14 protein-coding genes and 1 pseudogene are annotated in these 20,853 nt (G+C 68.6%); 4 read left to right on the top strand and 11 right to left on the bottom strand.

What is annotated here, in order from left to right; translation table 11 throughout:
- Positions 1 to 90 precede the first annotated feature (90 nt).
- Positions 91 to 1,263 (top strand): DUF4388 domain-containing protein, encoded by a 1,173-nt coding sequence (locus HV826_RS15740; protein ID WP_176417842.1) that lies wholly within the window; start codon positions 91 to 93, stop codon positions 1,261 to 1,263.
- Positions 1,264 to 1,279: 16 nt separating this feature from the next.
- On the opposite strand, the gene xerD is transcribed toward HV826_RS15740, so the two are convergent.
- From xerD to HV826_RS15705, 7 genes and pseudogenes are all read right to left on the bottom strand, one after another.
- Positions 1,280 to 2,212 (bottom strand): site-specific tyrosine recombinase XerD, encoded by a 933-nt coding sequence (xerD, locus tag HV826_RS15735; protein WP_176417841.1) that lies wholly within the window; start codon positions 2,210 to 2,212, stop codon positions 1,280 to 1,282.
- Between the two features lie 45 nt (positions 2,213 to 2,257).
- Positions 2,258 to 3,241: a hypothetical protein gene (locus tag HV826_RS15730; RefSeq protein ID WP_176417840.1), complete on the bottom strand. Its 984-nt coding sequence runs from the start codon at positions 3,239 to 3,241 to the stop codon at positions 2,258 to 2,260.
- A gap of 22 nt (positions 3,242 to 3,263) precedes the next feature.
- Positions 3,264 to 3,875 carry an L-threonylcarbamoyladenylate synthase gene (locus HV826_RS15725; protein WP_176417839.1) on the bottom strand — a complete coding sequence of 204 codons (612 nt, stop codon included), beginning with the start codon at positions 3,873 to 3,875 and terminating at the stop codon, positions 3,264 to 3,266.
- Positions 3,876 to 3,928: 53 nt separating this feature from the next.
- Positions 3,929 to 5,227, bottom strand: a complete 1,299-nt coding sequence (locus HV826_RS15720; protein ID WP_176417838.1) for a cation:proton antiporter — start codon at positions 5,225 to 5,227, stop codon at positions 3,929 to 3,931.
- Positions 5,224 to 6,447 (bottom strand): sodium:proton exchanger, encoded by a 1,224-nt coding sequence (locus tag HV826_RS15715; RefSeq protein ID WP_176417837.1) that lies wholly within the window; start codon positions 6,445 to 6,447, stop codon positions 5,224 to 5,226. The genes HV826_RS15720 and HV826_RS15715 overlap by 4 nt, the downstream gene beginning before the upstream one ends.
- A gap of 32 nt (positions 6,448 to 6,479) precedes the next feature.
- Positions 6,480 to 6,818, bottom strand: coding sequence for a hypothetical protein (locus tag HV826_RS15710; RefSeq protein WP_140792060.1), 339 nt, complete (start codon positions 6,816 to 6,818; stop codon positions 6,480 to 6,482).
- 47 nt (positions 6,819 to 6,865) lie between these two features.
- Positions 6,866 to 7,323: pseudogene (locus tag HV826_RS15705) on the bottom strand (general stress protein).
- 320 nt (positions 7,324 to 7,643) lie between these two features.
- Here HV826_RS15705 and HV826_RS15700 point away from each other — a divergent pair.
- The gene (locus HV826_RS15700) at positions 7,644 to 8,381 is read left to right on the top strand and encodes a TVP38/TMEM64 family protein (protein ID WP_407938403.1); all 738 of its coding nucleotides are present in this window, start codon (positions 7,644 to 7,646) and stop codon (positions 8,379 to 8,381) included.
- On the opposite strand, the gene HV826_RS15695 is transcribed toward HV826_RS15700, so the two are convergent.
- Positions 8,378 to 9,322 (bottom strand): patatin-like phospholipase family protein, encoded by a 945-nt coding sequence (locus tag HV826_RS15695; protein WP_255207839.1) that lies wholly within the window; start codon positions 9,320 to 9,322, stop codon positions 8,378 to 8,380. The two genes, HV826_RS15700 and HV826_RS15695, sit on opposite strands and share 4 nt — an antisense overlap.
- A 188-nt stretch (positions 9,323 to 9,510) precedes the next feature.
- Between HV826_RS15695 and HV826_RS15690 the strand changes: the two genes are divergently transcribed.
- Positions 9,511 to 10,125 carry a nuclear transport factor 2 family protein gene (locus tag HV826_RS15690; protein ID WP_176417834.1) on the top strand — a complete coding sequence of 205 codons (615 nt, stop codon included), beginning with the start codon at positions 9,511 to 9,513 and terminating at the stop codon, positions 10,123 to 10,125.
- Here the strand turns inward: HV826_RS15690 and HV826_RS15685 are convergent.
- From HV826_RS15685 to HV826_RS15675, 3 genes are read right to left on the bottom strand one after another with little or no spacing between them, the layout of a single operon-like run.
- Entirely contained in the window at positions 10,113 to 11,612 is a 1,500-nt protein-coding gene (locus HV826_RS15685) for a phosphatase PAP2 family protein (RefSeq protein ID WP_176417833.1), read from the bottom strand. The two genes, HV826_RS15690 and HV826_RS15685, sit on opposite strands and share 13 nt — an antisense overlap.
- On the bottom strand, positions 11,609 to 12,535 hold the full coding sequence (locus HV826_RS15680) for a fatty acid desaturase (protein WP_176417831.1): 927 nt from the start codon (positions 12,533 to 12,535) through the stop codon (positions 11,609 to 11,611). Before HV826_RS15680 ends, HV826_RS15685 begins: the two co-directional genes overlap by 4 nt.
- On the bottom strand, positions 12,519 to 13,478 hold the full coding sequence (locus tag HV826_RS15675) for a Rieske 2Fe-2S domain-containing protein (RefSeq protein ID WP_176417829.1): 960 nt from the start codon (positions 13,476 to 13,478) through the stop codon (positions 12,519 to 12,521). Before HV826_RS15675 ends, HV826_RS15680 begins: the two co-directional genes overlap by 17 nt.
- Before the next feature lie 149 nt (positions 13,479 to 13,627).
- On the opposite strand from HV826_RS15675, the gene HV826_RS15670 reads away from it, so the two are divergent.
- A complete protein-coding gene (locus HV826_RS15670; protein ID WP_176417827.1) occupies positions 13,628 to 20,497 on the top strand; it encodes an RHS repeat-associated core domain-containing protein in 6,870 nt (2,289 codons plus the stop codon).
- Positions 20,498 to 20,853 lie beyond the last annotated feature (356 nt).

Raw genomic sequence — 20,853 nt, 5'->3', positions numbered from 1 at the left:
TCCAGGCACTTGCAATTGAATCACGGTGGGGTGCACCGGTACCCTGGGGGTTCCTCACGCGGGCCCACCCACCTTGGAGGAAGCACCTGCATGGAGCCATTCAACGGAAGTCTCGCCAGCTATCGCTTGCAGTTGGTGATGCCGCCGCTGTTCAGCGCGCCCGGGGTTGAAGGGGTGCTGCGGGTGGAGCGCGGCGCGGTGCGGCGCTGCTTCCACGTCAAGGACGGCTACCTGGTGGGCGAGAGCTCCAACGACCCGCGCGAGCACCTGGCGCAGGTCCTGGTGAACCTCCGCATCCTGGACGCGCCCCGCGCCGCGGCGGCCTTCGAGGCGGCCGAGGGCGCGCGCATGCCCTACGGCACCTTCCTGGTCCAGCGCTGCTTCGTGGAGCTGCCCCGCCTCATCGAGGCCCTGGAGCACAAGGCGCGTGAGTCCCTCTTCGACTGCTACGCCTGGGAGTCCGGCGAGGTGGAGTTCACCCCCGGCCTGCCACCCGCGACCCGGGCGATTGGGCTCAAGCTGTCGCTGTCCACCCTGCACCGTGACGCGGTGACGCGGCAGCGCGAGTGGTCCATGTTCCGCGACATCTTCCCCCGCATGGACGCGACGTTCCGCGTCTTCCGAGAGTTCGCCGTGGAGACGTACTCGGAGGAGGAGGACGTCCTGCTGGACCTGGCGGCGAGCGGCGCCACGCTGGGAGAGATGCTGGCCAGCGCCCGGGAGGCCCCGCTCTTCGCCGCGCGCTGGGTGCTGCACCTGTACCGGCGGGGTGCCCTGGCCCCGCGCAAGGCCGGAGGCCCCCGGCTGGGCGAGGCCGCCGAGTTGGAGGAGCTGCTCACCCTGGTGAAGCGCTTCCTCGAAGCCGGCCAGTATGACCACGCCGTCGCCCTGGCCGCGCAGATCCTGGAGCGAGGCCCCGTCCCCGAGGCCCATGCCCTGTACCGCGAGGCGGAGATTCGCCTGACGCTGGCGCTCAGTGACGAGCTCTTCGCGCTGGACGGGCGACTGGTCTTCGAGCCGATTCCGCGCCCCACCCCGCCCGACCTGACGGCGGATGACCTGTACCTGTACTCGAAGCTGCGCGGCAGCCGGAGCATCCGGCAGGCCCTGCGCACGGCGGCCATGGGCGAGCTGGCCGCGTCCCGCTCCGTGCACCGGCTGATGGCCTCCGGGCTGATTCGCGTGGCCCCGCTGCCAGGGAGCGAGCCCCGGCGGGCCCACACGGACCCGTTCGGCCTGCCCATCCACAGCGTGGGGAGCTGAGCGCCCGGGCCGCCCCCTACCGCGCGGCGGCGCGCGGCTTCTTCGCCTTGGGGACGAAGACGTCGCTGCGCGGGTGGAACGCGTCGTACACGGACCGCAGCCGGGCCGCGTTGACGTGGGTATAGATTTGCGTCGTGGCGAGGTCCGCGTGCCCCAGCATCTGCTGGACGGCGCGCAGGTCCGCGCCGCGCTCCACCAGGTGCGTGGCGAACGAGTGCCGCAGCTTGTGCGGCGACAGCGGCTTGGCGATGCCCGCCTTCAGCGCGTACCGCTTGAGCAGCTTCCAGAAGCCCTGCCGGGTGAAGCCAGCGCCTCGCGGCGTGACGAACAACGCCTGGGACTTGCGCCGCCCCAGCACCGCGGGCCGGGACTCCGCCAGGTACGCCTGGACCTTCTCGATGGCCACGCTCCCCAGCGGGACGAGCCGCTCCTTGGCGCCCTTGCCCTTCGCCACCAGGTAGCCCGCCGTGAGCTGCACGTCGTTGATGCCCAGGCCGCACAGCTCGCTCACGCGCAGGCCGGTGGCGTACAGCACCTCCAGCATGGCCTTGTCGCGCAGGCCCGTGGACGTGCGCTCGTCCGGGGCCGCCAGGAGCTGCTCCACCTCTTCCAGGGTGAGGAACGACGGCAGCTTCCGGGGGGAGCGGGGCGTGTCCAGGTCCTCCGTCGGGTCCTTGTCCGCCATGCGCTCGGCGACGAGGAACCGGTGGAAGCCGCGCAGGGCCGCCAGGTGCCGGGCCTGGCTGCGCTTGCCCACGCCCCGCTTGCCCAGCACGGCCAGGTGCGCGGACACGTCCTCCTGCCGCGCCCGCGTCACGTCGGAGACGCCGCGGGCGCGCAGGTCCTCGAAGTAGACGTTGATGTCGGCGGCGTAGGCGTCCACCGTCTTGCCAGACAGCCCGCGCTCCGCGCGGATGAAGGCGATGAACGCGTCGAGCATTCCTTCCATCACCGCGCAGGCTACCGGAGCCGCGCGGCGAGGCAACTCAGCGGCTCACGCCCGGGGCTCCCCTGCTCGCTCCGGTGACGCCGACTCCAGCGCCTGCACCACCCACGGCCAGCCCACCACGATGTTGCCCGGAGAGCGCAGGCAGGCATCCGCCACCGCCAGCACCTCCGCCGGCCGCGAGCGCACCGCCAGCGCCAGGTGTCGCCCCAGGAAGGGATGCGGCAGGTAGCTGAGGTTGTGGTGACGCACCGGCACCCAGCCCAGGGTGGGCCGCCCCGTCCAGCGCTCCACCGCATACGCCACCGCCGACGCCAGCACCTCCAGCGCGTACAGCGGGAGCCGGAACGCGCTCACCAGGAAGGCCACCAGCGCGCTGGCCGCCACCGCGCCGGCGTAGGACGCGTTCGTCGTCCCCGTCCAGAGCAGCATCGGCGTCAGGCTGGCGAGGATGGCCGCCATCTGGACCCGCGCCACGGTGGGGCCTCGGCCAATGGCGATGCCGCTGATGCTCCCACACGCCAGCCCCGCCACACCGCCCAGACACATCCCCACCACCATGCCCGCCACCCCACCCAGCTCCGGCCCGAAGGCATCCGCGGCCGTCGCGTGCAGCCCCAGCAGCGTGGCCAGGCTGGACAGCGAGCCCAGCAAAACGCCCGCGGCCAGCCCCAGCACCTGCGCCACCACCAGCCCCACCGCCGAGCAGCACAGCGCCGACAGCACCCAGCCTCGCTCCAGCGGCAGGCCCGCCATCAGCAGCGCGAGGCCCAGCACCTGCGTCACCATCGGCGCGGTGACGAGCAGCAGCAGCAGCATGCGCCGGACATAGACGGCCGTGGCCCGGTCTCCGCCCTCCGCTTGCTCGCTACACAACGTCCCCAGCCGGGCCCCTGGAACGCGGATGCCCGCGGCTCGCAGCCGGAAGTGCAGGTCCACCGGCCGGAATAGGAGCAACAGCAACAACTTCAGCAGCCCTGGGACCTGCTCCGGTGCATCCACGGAGCTCGGCCGTGTTCCCCCCTGTGCCAAGAAATCCCCCTATTCTCGGGTTCTAGTCCTCCAGCCTACCCTTCCCTTGCCGGAGGATCTCAAGTGAATCGCCGATGAGTGAAATCACGGTCGACGGTTCATTGAGCGTCACACCCCCGTCAAGGATGAGGTCCAGGCCATGGCCCAGTGCGTCTTTGATGTCCCTGGCGTCCGTGAGGGGCTCACCCTCCGTGTCGGTCGCGGAGGTCGTCACCAGGGGGCGGCCCAGGGCCCGGGCCAGCTCCCGGACGAGCGCCGCGTCAGGCACCCGGATGCCCACCTGCTTCTGCTTGGACATCATCAGGTCCGGCACCAGGCGCGTCGCTTCCAGGATGAAGGTGAACGCACCCGGAGTGAGGCCCTTCATGGTCCGGTAGGCGAAGTTGCTCACATGCGCATAGCGGGCCACGTCCGACAGGTCCGGACAGAGGAAGGACAGGGGCTTCTTCTTGTCGCGTCCCTTGAGCTGATACAGCCGCTCGATGCCCTTCTTGGAGCTCAAGTCACAGCCGAGCCCGAAGTAGGTGTCCGTCGGGTAGGCCAGCAGGCCGCCGCGCTCCAGCACCTCCACCGCGCGTTGGATGTGGCGGGGTGAGGGGTGCTCCATGTCCACCTCGAGGATGGGTGCGGCCATGATGTCCTCCGTGCCTCCCGTGGCTGCTGCTGAAGGTGTGGATGCCTGACAGCCTATGCCGTTCCCTGTGCGTCGTCCGCGCGGATCTCCCCGGAGGCCGCCAGGGCGCGCCGGGTGAGGACCGGCCCCACCAGTTCGTGGGCGGTGATCATGGCGACGATGAGCACCTCCACCTGGGGGCCAAAGGACGGAAACGTCCTGGACACCAGGGCCGCCAGGCCAAACGTCACGCCGGCCTGCGAAATGAGCCCCATCCACAGGTAGCGCTTGAGCCGGGGGTCGTCCGCCGGGGCGAAGCGGCGGCAGGAGAACCAGATGGCCACGCCGCGCAAACCCACCAGCAGCAGCGCCGCCGGCCCCACCGTCAGCAGGGTGTCCAGCTTCAGCCCGGCGCCCGCCGCGGCGAAGAAGAGCGCGAACACGGGCAGCCCCGCCTGCTGGATGGCGTTGTGGATGCGCTCGCCCGCGCGCTCGTCCAGGTTCGCGATGAGCGCCCCCGCCGCCAGCGACACCAGCAGCGGGGACAGGTGCAGGCGCGAGCCCCCTTCGGCCGCCGCGAAGCACAGGCCCACCAGGAACAGCGGCAGCTCCTGCTTCACGCCGCGCATGTAGATGAGCATGCCCACGGCCAGCACCAGGCCCACCACCACCGAGCCGAACAGCTCCCACCCCACCCCGCCCAGCAGCTCCGTCACGTCCAGCCCGCCGCCGAAGCTCGCCTTCGTCAGGCCCGCGGCCAGCGCGAAGGCCACCATCACCAGCAGGTCGCCGATGATGACCAGCGCCATCAGGAACTCCGTGAAGGCGCCGCGCGCGCTCGTCTCCTGGACGATGGCGATGGTGACCGTGGGGGAGAATGACACCACCACCGTGGACAGCAGCGCGCTGACCGCCAGCGCCTGGGGCACCGTCATGCCCGCCAGGAAGGGCAGGAAGGGCTTGAGCGCGAAGGTGGCCCCGAAGCACACCAGGAAGGTGACGCCGCACACGGCCACGCACAGCAAGGCCACGCGCGCGCCCACGCGGCGGATGAGCCCCAGCCGGAGCTCCGTGCCGGCCACCAGCGCGATGAGGCTCACCGCCAGCCCCTTCACCAGCTCCAACCCCTTCACGCCCGCGTTCGGAATGAAGCCCAGCGCATAGGGCCCCACCGCCACGCCCACCAGTAGGTAGCCGGTGAGGCGCGGCAGGCCCAGGCCCTTGGCCACCTTGCCCGCGAACAGGCCGCACAGCAGCAGCGCGCCCGCCGCCAGCATCACCGGCGTCCCCGAGTCCGCCCGGAGCACCTGCGCCCGGCTGATGATGGCCAGCAGCGCCATCAACAGCAGCAACCGGATGACGGCCCCCTTCATGCCGCCACCTTGTCGCCGTCAGTCGAGCTCGCGGAGGACATGCCGCGGGGCGGATCCACCACGTACCGGAAGGCCTGGCCCGCCAGCAGCTCGTTGACCACCGCGCCCATCACCACCACGTCCAGCACGCGCGGCGCCAGCACCCCCGGCACGAGCATCCCGTACTCCGCCACCAGGCACAGCGCCAGGCCGCCCTGGGCGATCAGCGCGTAGCCAAGCCGGGGGGGCAGCACCAGCGTCTGCTGCACCAGCCGCCGCGCGAACCGGCCGCCCAGCATCTTCCCCAGGAAGCGCAGGCCCACGAAGGCGGGCATCAGCGCCCAGCCCCAGTAGTCCCGCGCGTGCACCGCGCAGCCCACCAGGAACACCAGCACCAGGAACACGGGCCGCTCCACCCGGCCCAGCGCGCGGGCCACCCGCTCCGAGGTGCGGCCGCCCACCACCGCCAGCGTCGCCCCACACGCCACGCCCGCCAGCAGGGGCGACACCCGCAGGTACGCCGCCGCGCCGCTCACCAGCACCACGCCGCCCAACGTCACCGTGGTCAGCTCCGCCAGGTCCTTCAACGCATGCGTGAGGAAGGCCAGCAGCGCCCCACACATGACGCCCAGCAGCAGGGCCAGACACACCAGCCCCAGGCCTTCGCCCACGTTGCTGGCGGCGCCGATCATCAGCGCCAGCGCCAGCACGCCCAGCCCCACCGCGTCATCCAACATGGTGAGCAGCGCCACGCCCAGGCCACGCGCCCGGTCCAGGCGCCCCGTGCGCCACGCGAGCACGGCCGAGTGCCCCGACGACAGGCTGGCCGCCGCCCCCAGCATCGCCGCCGCGCCCACCGCGCCGAGCAGGCCCCGGACGGACGTGAAGATGAGCGGCACCAGCAAGGGCAAGGCCACGAAGAAGAAGGCCGTCCCGGAGTGCGCCAGCGCCGACAGGTACACGGGCCGCGGCAGCAGGCGCAGCAGGCGGGGCTCCAGGTTCAGGCCCAGCAGCACGCCCGCGGTGCCCAGCCCCAGCGCCATCACCGGGCGCAGGGCCTCCAGGTGCCGCTCGGTGAGCACCCCCGCCACGGAGGGCCCCAGGAGAATGCCGAGCAGGACGAAGAGGAAGCCGCTGGCCGCCAGCCTCGCCAGCGCCGGAAAGCGCCCCGGGTCCAGCGCGCGGCTGGAGGCGAGCAGCGACAGCGCCGCGATGGAGAGGAAGACGAGCAGCGCTTGCACAGCCCGTGCTTATAACGACGGGGTGCTTCCCGTCACGACCGGCGATGCGTGGGCGCGGAGATCACCGGCATGGCGACCAGCCGGCCCATGGGTGGGTCGTCCGCGTCCATCTCCAGTTGGACGCGCTGAACCAGTCGCTCCATCTCCTCGGCGGGCAGGCCCGGCAACAGGCTCACCAGGATGACGCGGTCGTCATCGGCGCCCAACGCCAGGCTGCGGAGCCCCGCGAACACGGGGACCTCGGCGGACAGCGCCGCCGCCGCGCTCCGAGCCCGCACCACCAGCGGCTCCGGGATACCGAACTCCCGGAGCCGGCGGATGGCCCGCTCGGTTCCTTCCAACTGTTCGAGGAACGTGATGACCAGGTACACGCGGCCGTCTTAGTCGGTCCGCGAGCCTGACGCCACGCCTCACGACGCTACTCGTTCTGGCCCGGCCCCGCCGGCTCTCCGGACGACGGCGGTGTGGACGGCGCGGCGCCCTCCTGGGGGGGGGGGCACCTGCCGTGCCCTCCTGCGCCGCCATGGCGGCGCGCGCGGCCCGCTTGCCCTCTTCGATGAGCTTCTTCACCTTCTGCCCACCCTTGCGGCCAATCTCCTCGTAGAAGTTCGGGCCGCGGGTGGCCTTCACGCGGTCGCCACCCTTCTTGCCGATCTCCTCGTAGAACTTGGCGCCGCGCTCGGCCTTCACCGTCTCGCCGCCCTTGCGGCCGATCTCCTCGTAGAAGGAGCGACCGCGCTCGGCCTTCACCGTGGCGCCGCCCTTGCGGCCGATCGTCTCGTAGAACTCGCGACCGCGCTCGTTCCGGACCGTCTCGCCACCCTTCCGACCCGCTTCGGCTACCGTCATGCTGCCCTTGTTGTCCTTGTCCGACATTTGCCTGTCTCCTCTCGTGACTACCCCAGCCCTCGCCTCGGTGCCCCTTGCCTGAAACCTTGGGACGGAAGCGCCCCGATGCAAGCAAGCTCCGTACACCGCCAGCCGTTCACCCCTGGTACGCCACACGAAAACACCTGTGATTTCGTGGGTTTCGCAACGCCTGCCGAGCTTTCAGACCGGGCGGCGGGCTGCCCGGCCGGACGCTTTCATGTTGGAAACACCCCACTGCACATTGCGGATTCCCGAAACCACCTTCACTTTCAGGCCCACGGCGCGGCGGAAGTGGGGCCGCGGGGAGGTACGGCGTGGCGCAGTCGGTGAAGACCTGGCTCCGGGTGTTGGCCCCGATGCTCGTTTCAGTAGGGGGGCTTGTCGCACTCCGGCTGCTCGGGCCGGACTTCGTCGACCAGCAGCGCCTCGCGAGCTGGTTGGAGCCCTTCGGGAAGTGGGCGCCTATTGCATACATCGGCTTCCTTGCCATCCGGCCCGTGACACTGCTTCCGGGTCAGCTGCTGACGGCCGTGGGCGGGATGATGTTTGGCACGCTCGCAGCGACCCTCTATTCACTAACGGGCAGCTTGTTGTCGGGCCTGCTGCTTTTCGCCGCGGCGCGCAAGCTGGGCACGGGGCTGATGAAGCGCCTGGCGGGCAGCAAGTACCCCGCACTGGTGCGGGCGGCGAAGCGGCATGACTTCCTCTTCGCCTTCACCGCCTGCATCAACCCACTCTGCCCCACCGACGTGATGCTGGCGGCGGCGGCGGCGAGCGGCGCGCGGCTGGTGCCCACGCTGGCCGGCATCATGATTGGCACCATTCCCGGCACCTTCCTCACGGCGCAGCTCGGCAGCGGTCTGGCCCAGGGCCGCACGACGATGACGGCGGTCGCCGCCGTGGGCCTGGTGGTGTCGCTGGTGCTCGGCGTCTTCATCGGGCGGCGCTTCTACAAGGAGCTCAACCAAGACGCGCCGGAGCCGCACGCGGAGCCGCCGCCGCACGCGCCCGCGCCACGCGCCATCGGTCATTCCAAGGCGGCGGCCAGGCCCGCGGCGCTCTAGGCATGCATGGGGGGCTCCGGGAAGAGCTCCACGCGGCGCTGCACGCGCTCTCCAGGGCCCACGCCCGTGGGCAACGAGACGGCCCGGGCCATCTCCTCGCCGTGTCGCAGCCGCATCCGGATCACCTCCGGCGCGAAGTCCAACATGTCCCCCATGGGCCGTGCGGGCTCGATGACGGTGATGCGGCAGTACCGGTAGGGCACCCCATCCGGCCGCCGCACGGTGAGCCCCGCCTCATAGGCCTGACGGACGATGTCGTTGATGCGCACGAAGGCATCCACGTCATTGAGCAGGATTTCGTTGAGGGTGATGTCGGCCAGGCTGCGCGTGGCCACCTCCAGGAGATTGGCCGGCGGCTTCGCCCGCTCAATCTGGGACGGTGAGCAGACGATGACGACGATCTCCGTCGGGCCGAACTCCAGCGCATCCCCCAGGGGGGTGGCGTTGCGCAGGCCCCCGTCGACCAGGGCCGACTCGCCGACGGGCTCCCAGAGGATGGGCAACGTCGCGCTCTGCCAGATGGCATCCAGGAAGTCCCTGGAGTCACTGGGCACCAGCTCGTAGTTGCCGGAGACCAGCGACACGCGCCCCACGTGGGCGGGCACCCGGAAGCGGTTTCCGGCGAGGTGCCGCTGGATCAGCTCCCGCATGGGCGCGTTGTCGTACAGCCCCAGCTTGCGGAACAGGCCCACGCGAAGGGCCACCAGCGGCCAGGGCAGCTTCCGGTAGAGGTCCGCCTCGCGGAGGTTCAACCAGATGTCATTCAGCGCCCGGTAGGCGTGCTGGGCCAGCAGCGCGGCGTTCAGGGCGCCCACCGACACGCCGAAGATGCGCTCCCAGCGGAAGCCATGGACCTCCCGGAGGACGCGCTCGGCGCCGACCTGGAAGGCTCCCTTGGCGCCACCGCCGGACAGTACGAGTGTTGCGGGACGATCCTTCATGGCACGCCTCCTGGGAAATGGATCTGGCGCAGATGGATAGGCGCGTGCCAGCGCGGCAGGAATCACCCCAGGGCGTGGGCCCCTGTCCACCGGACCTCGGTGCCGTGGGGCGCCTCGGACGGCAACTTCCATGCACCACCAGCCGGAAGGCTCTCTAGGATGGGCGGATTCACCCCTCTGGAGCCTCGATGATCCGCTTGCCTGGCTGTTGTGTGGTGGCGCTGCTGTTCGCGTTCCTGCCGTCCGCGGTGCTGGCCCAGCAACCCACCGCCGACGCGGCCACCCATGACGCCCTGCGCGTCCTCAAGCAGGAGATGGAAGACGCCCTCAATGCCCAGGACATCGACCGGCTGCTGAGCCACCTGCACCCGGAGGTCGCCTTCACCACGATGAACAACGACGTGCGCGTGGGGAAGGAGTCCATCCGCGCGTACTACGACGAGATGATGCGCGGGCCGAATCGCGTCGTGGAGCGCATCCAGGCGAAGTTCGAGGTGGACGACCTGACCCGCCTGTACGGAAACACCGGCATCGCGCGCGGCTCGTCGCGGGACCACTACGTCCTCACGGACGGCACGGACATCGTCATCGACGGACGGTGGACCTGCACCCTGGTCCGGGAGGGCGACCGCTGGCGCATCGCCGCGTTCCACTACTCCACCAACGTCTTCGACAATCCCCTCCTCACGCGGGTGAAGCACCTCGCGCTCGCCGGAGTGACGGTCATCGGACTGGGCGCGCTCGTGGCGGGCGCCGTCATGGGCCGGAGGCTGCGGCGCAGGCCAGCGGCTCACGCGCCCTGAAGCTGGCGGGCTGTCACGTCGGCCAGGAAGGGATGGCGCCGGGGCAGGCGCTTGCGCCAGAAGGACTCGATGGAGCGGTGGAACAGGCGCAGCAGCGCCAGCCCCGGACGGCCCTCCAGCGCCGCCAACTGTCCGGCTGAGTCCTCCAACAACGCCCGAGCCCGGACGTACTCCGCCGTCATCCACGCGCGGCCCGCCTCCGTGCCCAGCAGCGCGTCGAGGCGCGTCGGGTCCGCGCCCTCGCCACGGACGGCCGCCGCGACCCCTTCCGGAACATTGTAGAGCCCCTGGGCCAGGTCCTCCCGCAAGTCCCTCATCACCGAGCACCAGCCGAAGGCCTCCATCAGCGCGGGCGCGTCCTCGGCCCGGACGCCCGCCCCGGCGACGTGCAGCATCAGGTCCACCGACAAGCGGAACGTGTCGTGCTGCTGCGCGCGGAGGGCCTCCGCGCTCCACCACTGTCCGTCCTTCACCCGCTCCCGGTCCTTGCGCATCGTCCGCACCAGCGCGAAGACCTGGGCGCGCGCCGCGTCGTCGCCCAGCCGCTCCAGCAGCACGCGCCCCAGCGTGGCCGCCGTCCCCGGGTCCTCCCCTCGCCCGGACTCCAGCTCCAGGAGGAGCGCGTCCACCCAGTCGAGCGGCTCTCCGTCCACCGCGCGGTCCCCATCCAGCACGTCGTCCACCAACTGGAGGAAGCAGAAGCCCACCCGCGCCACCCGTGCCTCGCGCCACCACCGGCTCAGCGTGTAGCGGTAGAGCACCAGGGCAATCAGTCCGTAGCGCAGGTGACGCCGCGCGAAGCGGTAGGACTCCCGGGCGCACAGGGCCTCGACTCGCAGCGACTCCAGGAACGCCGCGCGGCGCGACCAGGGCGCCACCCACCGCCAGGTGCCCCAGGCCAGCAACGCCCCCGCCACCACGTCCACCAGGTGGTGCTCGTGGATGAGCAACGTCGACGCCGCGATGGCCAGCGCCCACAGGCCGAACACGGCCCGCCCCAGCACGCCGGCCCGCTCCGCGTAGGCCAGGGCCGCCGTACATGCGAAGGCGACGTGGAGGGACGGGAGGTAGTTCCGCTCCAGGTTGAGCGTGTCCGCCAGTTGGAAGACCCCCGCCCAGCTCCCTTCCACGGCGCGCGGCGGCCAGGCCACCTCCACCGGGAAGAGCAGGAAGCACACGGCCGCGAGCGCGGTCTCCACGCACAGCGCCAACGCGAAGGGCACCATGTCCCGCCACGTCCGGAAGACGAACAGGGACAGCAGGAGCAGCACGTCCATGCTGACGTAGACCAGCGCCCAGGACGGAATGAAGGGGATGTGGCGCTCGAAGGGCAGCTCCACCCGGAGGCCCTCGGTGTAGAAGCCCGTGAGCCAGCTCGCGCCGCCGTAGACAGCGACGAAGAACAGGGCGAAGCCCGTGGCCATGGCGGCCGTGAGGGCCCGCTCTTCCCTGCGGGGCCAGCCGAACAACGCGGGACGCGGGCTCATCGGTCCTCCGCGGCGGCGGGCAGCGGCCGGGGGCCCCGCCACATGGACAGCCAGATGCGCAGGAAGGACGGCCGCGTCACCTCCGGGTCCACGTAGCGGCCCAGGTAGAGCCAGGGCACATGCGGGTGCCGGTGGTGGGCCCGGTGATGGTGGTAGTTGAGGAATAGCCAGCGCACCGGGGCGGCCACGCGCAAATCCCACGCGCCGTCACGGACGTGCAGCAGAGACCACGCATGGTCCGCGTACTGGAGCGCGCTCCAGTTGACGGCGAAGGCGGCGTAGCAGAGCCCCCACCCCGCCGCGGATACATCGAGCGCCACCACGAGGCCCACCTGCACGCAGGCCGCCAGCAGCACCTCCGCGCGGATGGCGCGTCCAGGCGCTGCCTCCAGACGCCCGAGGTACGCGTCCGCGCCCGTCTGCTCGCCGTACCGGGTGCCCGTGCCGCGCAGCCGGTGCAACAGCCCGGGGACGAGCGCGAAGGCCACCGCTCCCACCGGGACGAACAGCCAGTAGAGGCCGGTGAGGATGGAGTACCACTGCGCCCGCTTCAGGAAGCGGTTGTCTCCGGGCCGGAAGTAATCGAACTGCTCCAGGTGCGTCCGGTTGTGGCGGTGGTGGTTCAGGTGGAAGGCGCGCTGCATCGTGAAGGACGTGGGGAAGAACGCCGCGGCCACCCGGCCCAGCGTGTCATTCACCCGCCGCACGGGGTGCAGCACGCCGTGCGTGGCCTCGTGCAGCAGTGAGAACACGGTGTTGTTCACGAAGGAGAAGACGCCCGCGGCCAGGAGCTGGACGGCGAGCCGCTCCGCGTGGGACGCCAGCCACAAGCACCCGGCGCAGGCCGCCATGGCGCAGACCAGGAGGACGGCGTTGAGCGCGGCCGGAATCGGGGTTGCCTCACCCTCACCCGCGGTCGTCATCGGGCGCCTCCGGCAGGCCGTCGGTGAAGTCGAGCACCTGGCGCAGCACCGGGTCCTCCGCCGCCCCCGCCCGGTTGAGGCGCATCCCGTCGAGCACGGACAGGTCGCGCCGCAGGAACGACGTGAACAGCCACCGCGACACCTGGAGCGCCAGCCAGTCCAGCCCCGGGAGCCGGCTGCGGCGCGCGGCGAAGGCGAGCCGGATGAACACCCCCTGCTCGCTCTGATGGAGGCCGGCGAGCAACGCGCTGCGCGTGCGCCCCAGGTCGCTCTCCACGGACAGGAGCGTGCCGCCGTGCAGCGTGAGCGTGACGCCGATGCGATTGCCGGACAGCCACTTCATCACCCGGTCACTCAGCCCGGTTCCCGTGACGCGGGACGTGTAGCGAACGCGCAAGGTGAACGGGTCCGGCCGCTCCACCACCGGGGCGTCCCGCAGCTCGCGATGGTGCACCGTGCGCAGGTGCTCCAAATCGAAGGCATTGGCCACCACGGGCAGCCAGTCACAACGGATCGCGAAGCGAGCCGACGTGCCCCAGCGCAGCGCCCCGCTGCCCACCTCCGGCGGAGGAAAGAGCACCACCGGACCATTGAAGACCAGGATGGCGCCGTACCGCTCCACCACGGGGAACGCCCGCTGCGCCGTCTTTCCCGGGCAGGCGCCACTGCCGTCGAACCGCCAGTGGTGGAGCGGACAACGCAGCGAATCCCCCACCACGGTGCCACCGCCCAGGTGCGCGCCCATGTGGGGACAATGGGCGGCGAGCGCGTGCACCGCGCCGCTCCGTCCCCGGAAGAGGACCAGCTCCCGCGCGCCCGTGCTCCAGCGCATCACCTGTCCGGGCCGGAGCGCCTCGGAGGGGCACACGAGGTGCCACGCGCGCAGGCGGCGCAGTTCGGGGCGACGCACAGGCTCTGGCCGCGAGGCGATCTTCACCACCATGTTGGGAATCTAGTCCAACGGATGATGGGGCTGAAGGACGGACAAGGACGTTGCGTCCGGACTTTGCCATGGGTGAAGCACGCACGGCCCACGGGTCAACCACGCGGACACCCTATGTTTCTCATGTGAATACGAATAGAGAGCCACGCATGCACCGTAATGGTGAAACGCGGTCTCAAGGTGGCGTGGGACGTCAGGCAGGTGCCTACCTGGTGTTGTTGCTGTACTGGACGCAGCTCCTCGCGAGCTGCGGGCCCGTGGGTACTTTCCGCGCCGAAGAAGATGAGGCACGGGGACAGCGAAAGCTGGCGCTGACCATCCAGCCCCAGGACACCAGCCCATTGGAGGTCCCCGCGGACACGTTGGTACCGAGTCCCTCGGGGCCCTCCACCGCGACGACGCCCTACGTCGCCGACGTGACGAGCGATGGCGCGGCCTCCGTGTCCATCCCACTCTGGACGCCAGACGGGCGCGCGGGAATCCAGCCCCGCTTGGCATTGACGTACAACAGCCGAGGCCCGGATGGCCCGCTGGGTGTAGGCTTCAACCTGGTGGGCCTGTCCCAGGTGACGCACTGCCCTCGGACGCTCGTGCAAGATGGCGCCGCCGAAGCCGTGGACTTCAGTGCTCATTGGAGCGACGCGCTCTACTGCCTGGATGGAGAGCGCCTCGTCGTCGTCGCTGCGTCCAATGGAGAGGGCTTCCCCGAGTTCCGCACTGAGCGGGAGTCCTACGCCAAGATTGTCATCACGCGGCAAGATGCCCAGGGGCGACCACGAACCTTCCGCGTGTATACCCGCGAGGGTCGTATCCTGACTTTCGGCGAGACGGCCACACGCACGGATGGCCTGCTGGTCGCGAGCACGGGAGGCCCCATGACCTGGGCGCAGACCGTGGTGGAAGACCGGGCCGGCAATCAACTGGAGGTCTTTTACGAGGGAGCGCCCAACACCGCAGGAGCGGGCGCATGGTTCCGGCCAGACCGGATTCTCTACACCGGCTTCGTCGCTCCCATTGGCAGCGGAGAGACGGACGCCCCTGCGCGGCGCTCGGTGAAGTTCCGCTACGAGACACGGCCCGACGTGTTCGTGGGGTTCACCGCGGGAGAGAAGCTGCGCCGTGACTTCCGCCTCTCTGGCCTCGAAATGCGAGGCCCCGACGCGAGCGGCGCGGACGTCCTGCTGCGCTCCTATACCCTCCGCTACGACAACCAGAGCGTCAGCAAGCGAAGCCTTCTGCGTGAAGTCCAGGAGTGTGATGGTCTCGGCACCTGCAAGCTCCCTGTCCAGTTCGACTGGGAAAAGGGCTCCTGGGAGTTCGAGGAGAAGGACGCCGGCAACATCCAGGAAACGCTCACGGGCGGAGGGCTACATGCCTTCGGCCTGGGGGCCGGACGCTTCGGGATCGGGTATCTGTTCCAGTCCGTCCACGTGTGGACCGAGAAGTGTGGAAAAGGCCAGCCATCGCCTTGCTACCTGCGTTTCCCGCCCGAGCAAAACCAGCCATTCGATCGCGCCCACTGGCAAGACGTTTTCAAGCTTCACGTTCTGAAAGACCCGTCCGTCGATCAATGGGAGGTCAGGAGCCCCTATGCGGACTCCACCTGGGACTCCATCACTTGCGATCCTCGACCGGCCCTGCGCCCTGTGGTGGTCGACTGGAACGGATTTGGGAAGTCCAGCCTTGCGGCCCATTCATGCCGCGTGGGCGAGTTCACAACGGACACTGGCATCGACATCCTGGAGTCCGAATACGGATACCGACACGACAACCAGTACGACTCCGTTTGGGGGAGCTCACGTAGCGTCTACTGGTTGGACATGGATGGCGATGGCTTCAACGACATGGCCTACATCGGCTCCCCCCCCTCCGTTAACTCCTCGGACCGGGTAGGTGTCCGCCTGCATTTTGGGAGTGTGCGGCTGCAGACCGCCTCGCGCGTCTTCGAGCGAACGGACCAGGGCATCCGGGCCGTCGACCTCGAGGGTGCCGGGCGCATGAGCCTGGTGGGACCGACTGAGTCCGATCCCACCTACCTGTCTTCTGTGAGCGCGATTCAGGGACAAAGCTCGCTTGTTGAGCTGCCGACACGCTTCAAGCGCCCCTTCTGGCTCGGCACTCAGTACGAACCGCCAAGCCACAGCCTTTTCGACTTCCTGGACGTCAATGGGGACGGACTGGCGGACGCGGTTGCCATGGGCAACACCGGAACCACGTACCTGTCCCGAATGGAAGTGCAACTCAACGACGGTATGCGCGGCTTCGCCGACGACACTGTCTTGCAGCGCACCCCTATCGCCGATCCCTACCTCGATAAACGGACGGGTGACTTCGACGGAGACGGGCGCACAGACATCCTGCTCGTGATGCTGGACAGGTCCGTGCGCATCCTCCTCGCGGGACCGCAAGGAGCGTTTTCGGGCTTCAAGAACCTTCCGATTACGTCGGGCGACTCGCTGAAGTGGGTGCAGGTCGTGGACGTCAACGGAGACGGTCTGCTCGACATCACGCGCCGGGTGGGCAACCGGTTGAAAGTCTTCGTGCGCAAGCACGCGACGGACGTGATCACCCACGTCCATGCGGGGACCCAGCGCCCGAACGGAACGGTCGCCGCGGGCCTCCATCACCGGTTCGACTACGCATACCTCTCGGACAAGTGCGACCCCGCGGTGACGAACTGCGATCCTCGGGTTTCGTCCCGCGTCTATACGAGCACGGTCATGGATGACGCGCTGGTGCGACAGGCTCCCGAGACGATGCGGGTCGTCCGCCGACTCAGTGTCAATGACAACGATGATCCGCACGGCAGTTGGACCTACGCCTACAAGGATGGCCGCTACCACGTCCGAGGGCATGGCTGGCTGGGGTTCTCCGAGCGCTCCCGGTTGGATGAGCGCACAGGCGAATTCACGACGACGACCTTCGACAACACGAGCTACCCCCTGTGCGCCATGCCCCTCTATGGGTGCCTTCCGGGACTGGCGCATCAGCCCATCCGCGAAGTGACGCTCACCCCGGTTCATGTGGAGACCGGGCTGCAGGAGCATCAACGTCGCACCGTGGAGTGGAAGCACCAGGTGTCGCCGCTCACTCCCGGCCGCTACCAGCGCTACGTCAACGTCGTTTCCGAGAGGCTGGAGCTGGTCAAGCAGGGGCAATCCATCACGCCCCTGGGGGAGACAGAGCGCGTCACGTCCCTCGACCAGTACGGGATCACCGTCTTCAGCGCCCTGCGCATGCGGGATGCAGACAGCACAGAGGAGGTCTCTACCCTGACGACGGGCGTCACATTTGACGCTACGCAGTGGATGCCCACCGGCGCCTGGACGTCGACGGAGAGCTGGGCGAAGTGTGGCCCCACCGCTCCCGAGACAGGTTGCGGCGGAGGAGACCCCGCTTGGGCGAAGGTGACGCGTATCACCTTCGACAGCCAGGGACGCGTGTCTCTCCTTGAGCGCGAGCCTGGCAGCCAGGGCGCGGCGGTGGCACCAAACGTCAGCGACCTCTATTTGAAGACGACCCTCACCTGGGGCGAGAAAGGCTTGTTGACCACGGTGACGCAGGAAGGTGGAGGCGAGTCACGAGTGGAGTCCACCGCCTATGACACGGTGGATCAAGTCTATCCGCGCCACACGGTGGACGCGGTCGGGGGTGTGTCTCGCTTTGCCTTCCATCCGGGCATGGGGGTGTTGGCACAGGCCGCGGATCCGAACGGAGTCCGCACACGTTACCAGTACGACGGCTTTGGCCGGGTGCGGACGTTGGTGCCCTCCTACAAGGCTCCGGCGGAGGTCTGCAACCGGACCGCCGTCCAGACCCACTACGAGTGGGAGGGGAGCTTGCCCCGGGTACGCACCTGGGTGGTCAACCGGGACAATGCTCCTGGGCTCGCGTGTGACAGGCCCGACAGCCTGCCCGGAGAGATGTTGACGTCGACCGTCACTCGCTTGGATGGACTGGGACGCCCCACGCGGACCTCGACCCTGGACTCGACCCTGGTCCAGACCTACGAAGACTTCCAGTACGACGCGTACGGCAATCTGGCGGCGTACTACCTGCCCAGAGCGCAGGCGGAGATTCCCGAGTCCGCGCCAGCGCTCGTCTCCAGCAAGCAAGACAACTTGCGGCGACGCCTCTCCCAGGAACTCCCGGACCAGAGCACCACGACAGCGTTGTACCCGGTGGCTCCTTACCGGCTGTCTACGGTGGTGACGGATGCAGACGGGCGAAAGACACAGCGCACTGTCGACCACCGAGGAGTGCTGGTGGAGAGCCGGGATGGCGTGGGCACCTCGTCCGAGGTCACCACGACATACCAGTACGGAGCGTTCAGCCGGCTCGTGGGAATCACGGACGCGACGGGTGCCACCATCACCACCGCGTTCAACAAACTGGGGCAGCCCGTGCGCACCCAGGACCCCAATGCCGGTGTGCGGCTGAGGGCCTTCAACGCCTTCGGTGAGCTCAAGTGGGAAGCGGATGGAGAGGACACTGACGCGGCTCGCCACGTCACGACGCTCACCCGGGACGCCCTGGGCCGCGTGACACAATCCCTGACCATGAAGGGGAGTTCCGTCCAGGAGCGGGCGACGTTCGTCTGGGACGCGTCCTCACATGGCTTCGGGAGTCTGGCCAGCACCACGACGGAGGTGGCGGGCTCCCCCACCGTCAGCACGGTCTATTCCTACGATGCCGTGGGCCGCCAGTCCACGCTGGCGCAGCAGGTGGGCACCGGGGAGATTCTGACGCTCACCCAGACCTTCGACGGCCGTGGGCGACTGGACACCCTGTCCTATCCACCCACGAGCGATGGGCGACAGTTCAAGGTCAAGTATGCCTATACGCCCCGCGGTGAGTTGCTCTCGGTCAAGAACGCGGACTCGAACCAGGTCTATTGGACAGCGCTCGAGCGCAATGTCCAACGGCAGGTGACGCGTGAGCGCTTCGGAGACCAGGTCATCCGCACGCGGCGCTATGACGTGGTGGGACAGCTGCGCTACCTGGACGCCACGAGTGGCGGCACCAGCGTCCAGCGACTCATCTACGAGTATTCGAAGGGCGGGAATCTCCAGGCGCGTCATGACCACGTGCAGCAGTCGACCGAGCAGTTCACCTACGACGCGTTGGATCGGCTCGATAGCTGGACGCTGTACCAGCAGTACAGCCACTGTGTGTCGTCCACGACGCTCTTCGCCTACGACACAGTGGGCAACCTCCTGGAACGGGATGTCGTCTGGGGGAGCGGGACCTCCGCCAGCTATTTCTACAGCGAGCCCGGCGCCTCGGGAGGTCCTCATGCCGTGAAGCGGGCCACCTGGGGCGGGACCCAGCAGACGTTCGACTACGACCGACGAGGCAATCAGACGGTCACTCGGAACGCGCAGACGGGTGCGGTGGTTCGCACAGCCGAGTTCACGCTGTCGAACCTCCCCTCCCTCATCACGGAGGGGGGCATGGACGTGCGCATGGCCTATGACGGCACGGGCGCACGCGCACTCAAGCGGACCACCCAGGGAGGCGCCACCCACGAGGTCATCTATCTGCAAGGGCTGTATCAGCGCCGAGACGGGATGACGCATGTCTACGTGGTGCCGGGCGCGGAGGGACTCGTCGCGGAGGTGCAGTGGACGGACAACATCTCGGCGGAGCAGGTCCGCTACTTCCTGATGGACCGCCTGGGCAGCCCGGACACGGTGGTCGGCTCAGCGGGCGAAGTGTTGGAGCGCCACAAGTATGATCCGTTCGGACAACGCCGCAGCAGCGTCAACCTGACGCAGGACGCAGTGGCCCCGTTGTCCGGAGGTCGTGTCGGCTACACAGGGCATGAGCTCGATGACGAGTTGGGGCTCGTGTACATGCGGGGCCGGATGTACGACCCGCGCCTGGGCCGGTTCCTGAGCCCGGATCCCGTGATCGCGGGCGTGGGCTCGAGCCAAGCGTTCAACGCGTACTCCTACGTAGTCAACAACCCGATGAAGTACACGGACCCGACGGGCTTCTATCCCCAGTCCGTGTCGTCGACGTACAGCGCGTCGACCACCGGGTTGGGCGTGGGGTTCGGGATGGCTGCCGGGTTCCTCCCGTGGGCGCTCTCTAAGGTTCTGGGGCTGGGTGCCAGTTCGTCGATGCGCATGCGGACCGATGACGCCACTGTCTCCCCACTGCGGCACATTGACGATGGGGGCGGCAGCGTAGGCACGCAGGTCAGCGAGAGCACGACGCCCCTGTGGCAATGGGGATCCGCGGCCGAAGTCGCCAATGCGTGGTACAGCGGCCCTCGCAGCGACTACCACTCGTGGCTCGCAAACGAGATTCAACCCGGCGCCTCGACTTGGGACTACGCGATCTTGGCGGTGACGACCCTGTCGGTGGAACTGGGCGCTCAGTCCATGGGTAGTCTTTACTTCGGCGAGGGCATCGCGGAGGGGTCCGTCGCAGGATTCGAAGACGATGTATTCCGGGCTCTGGGACTGGCGCTCCCGCTCGCCCGGGGGGCGAAGGCGATGCACCCCGCAAGAGCCCCCGCGCCCAAGGTGATTTACAACGCGGCCCAAACTGCCGTTGCTGCGGAAGCTGGAGCCGCAAAGGGCGGAGGAGCCTGGAAAAACATTAGCCGAGGGATTCAGATTCGAAAGCTCGGCGGCCTATGGGTAAAACGCGTGAATCCCAATGCTAATCCAACACTGCAGGCTTGGGGGCGGCATTCTCTCGCGAACCAGTTCCGTGCGCTTGATGCCCTCGACGATCTCGCAACTCCACATTCGTTCCGCAATGGAATGCTCCTGATGCAGGACGTCGGGCCGACAGCATCCTTTGGGCGGACCTGGCTCAATGCTTACATACAGGGCAGCCGTCGCATCGGATGGGTCAATGATCTTAAGCCTGCGAACATGGGGGCCAACGGTAGGATCTTCGATCCCGCCCTAGATTTGGTGGACAAGAGCATTTTGTTTGGCGGCGGGGCAACTTCAATCGGAGGATCCCTATACGGGGTGGGGTTCTTCGAAGGTGTGTGGTGATGCTCATATTTGGCTCAATCGTCGCAGCGCTTACCGGCTTCGTCCTGTGGTTCACGTGGAACCGTGGACTACTTGGTAAGCTTGTGGCTGTGATTCTTTTCTGCGGAGGCTTGACCACCCTAGTTGCGTCACTCTTGGTCAAGGGCCTGTGATGACCAAGTGTTCGAAGGAGGAGGCACAGCCTTCACCGTGAGCGCTCACCGGCACAAATCGCAGTTGCGAGCTGAGGGGTTCTCGGAAAGGGCGACAGCGAGGGCGTTTTGGAAGGCTGTGCCGGTGCGCGTACAGAGTGGTCGTCAGGAGGTCGCGGGCGCTGTGGCGTTGCAGGTCAAGCGCCGTGACATGAGTCGATGTTC

It is taken from the genome of Myxococcus sp. AM010 (assembly GCF_013372585.1).
In the GTDB taxonomy this organism is placed as follows: domain Bacteria; phylum Myxococcota; class Myxococcia; order Myxococcales; family Myxococcaceae; genus Myxococcus; species Myxococcus vastator.
This window is presented reverse-complemented; position numbering and strand designations above follow the sequence as displayed.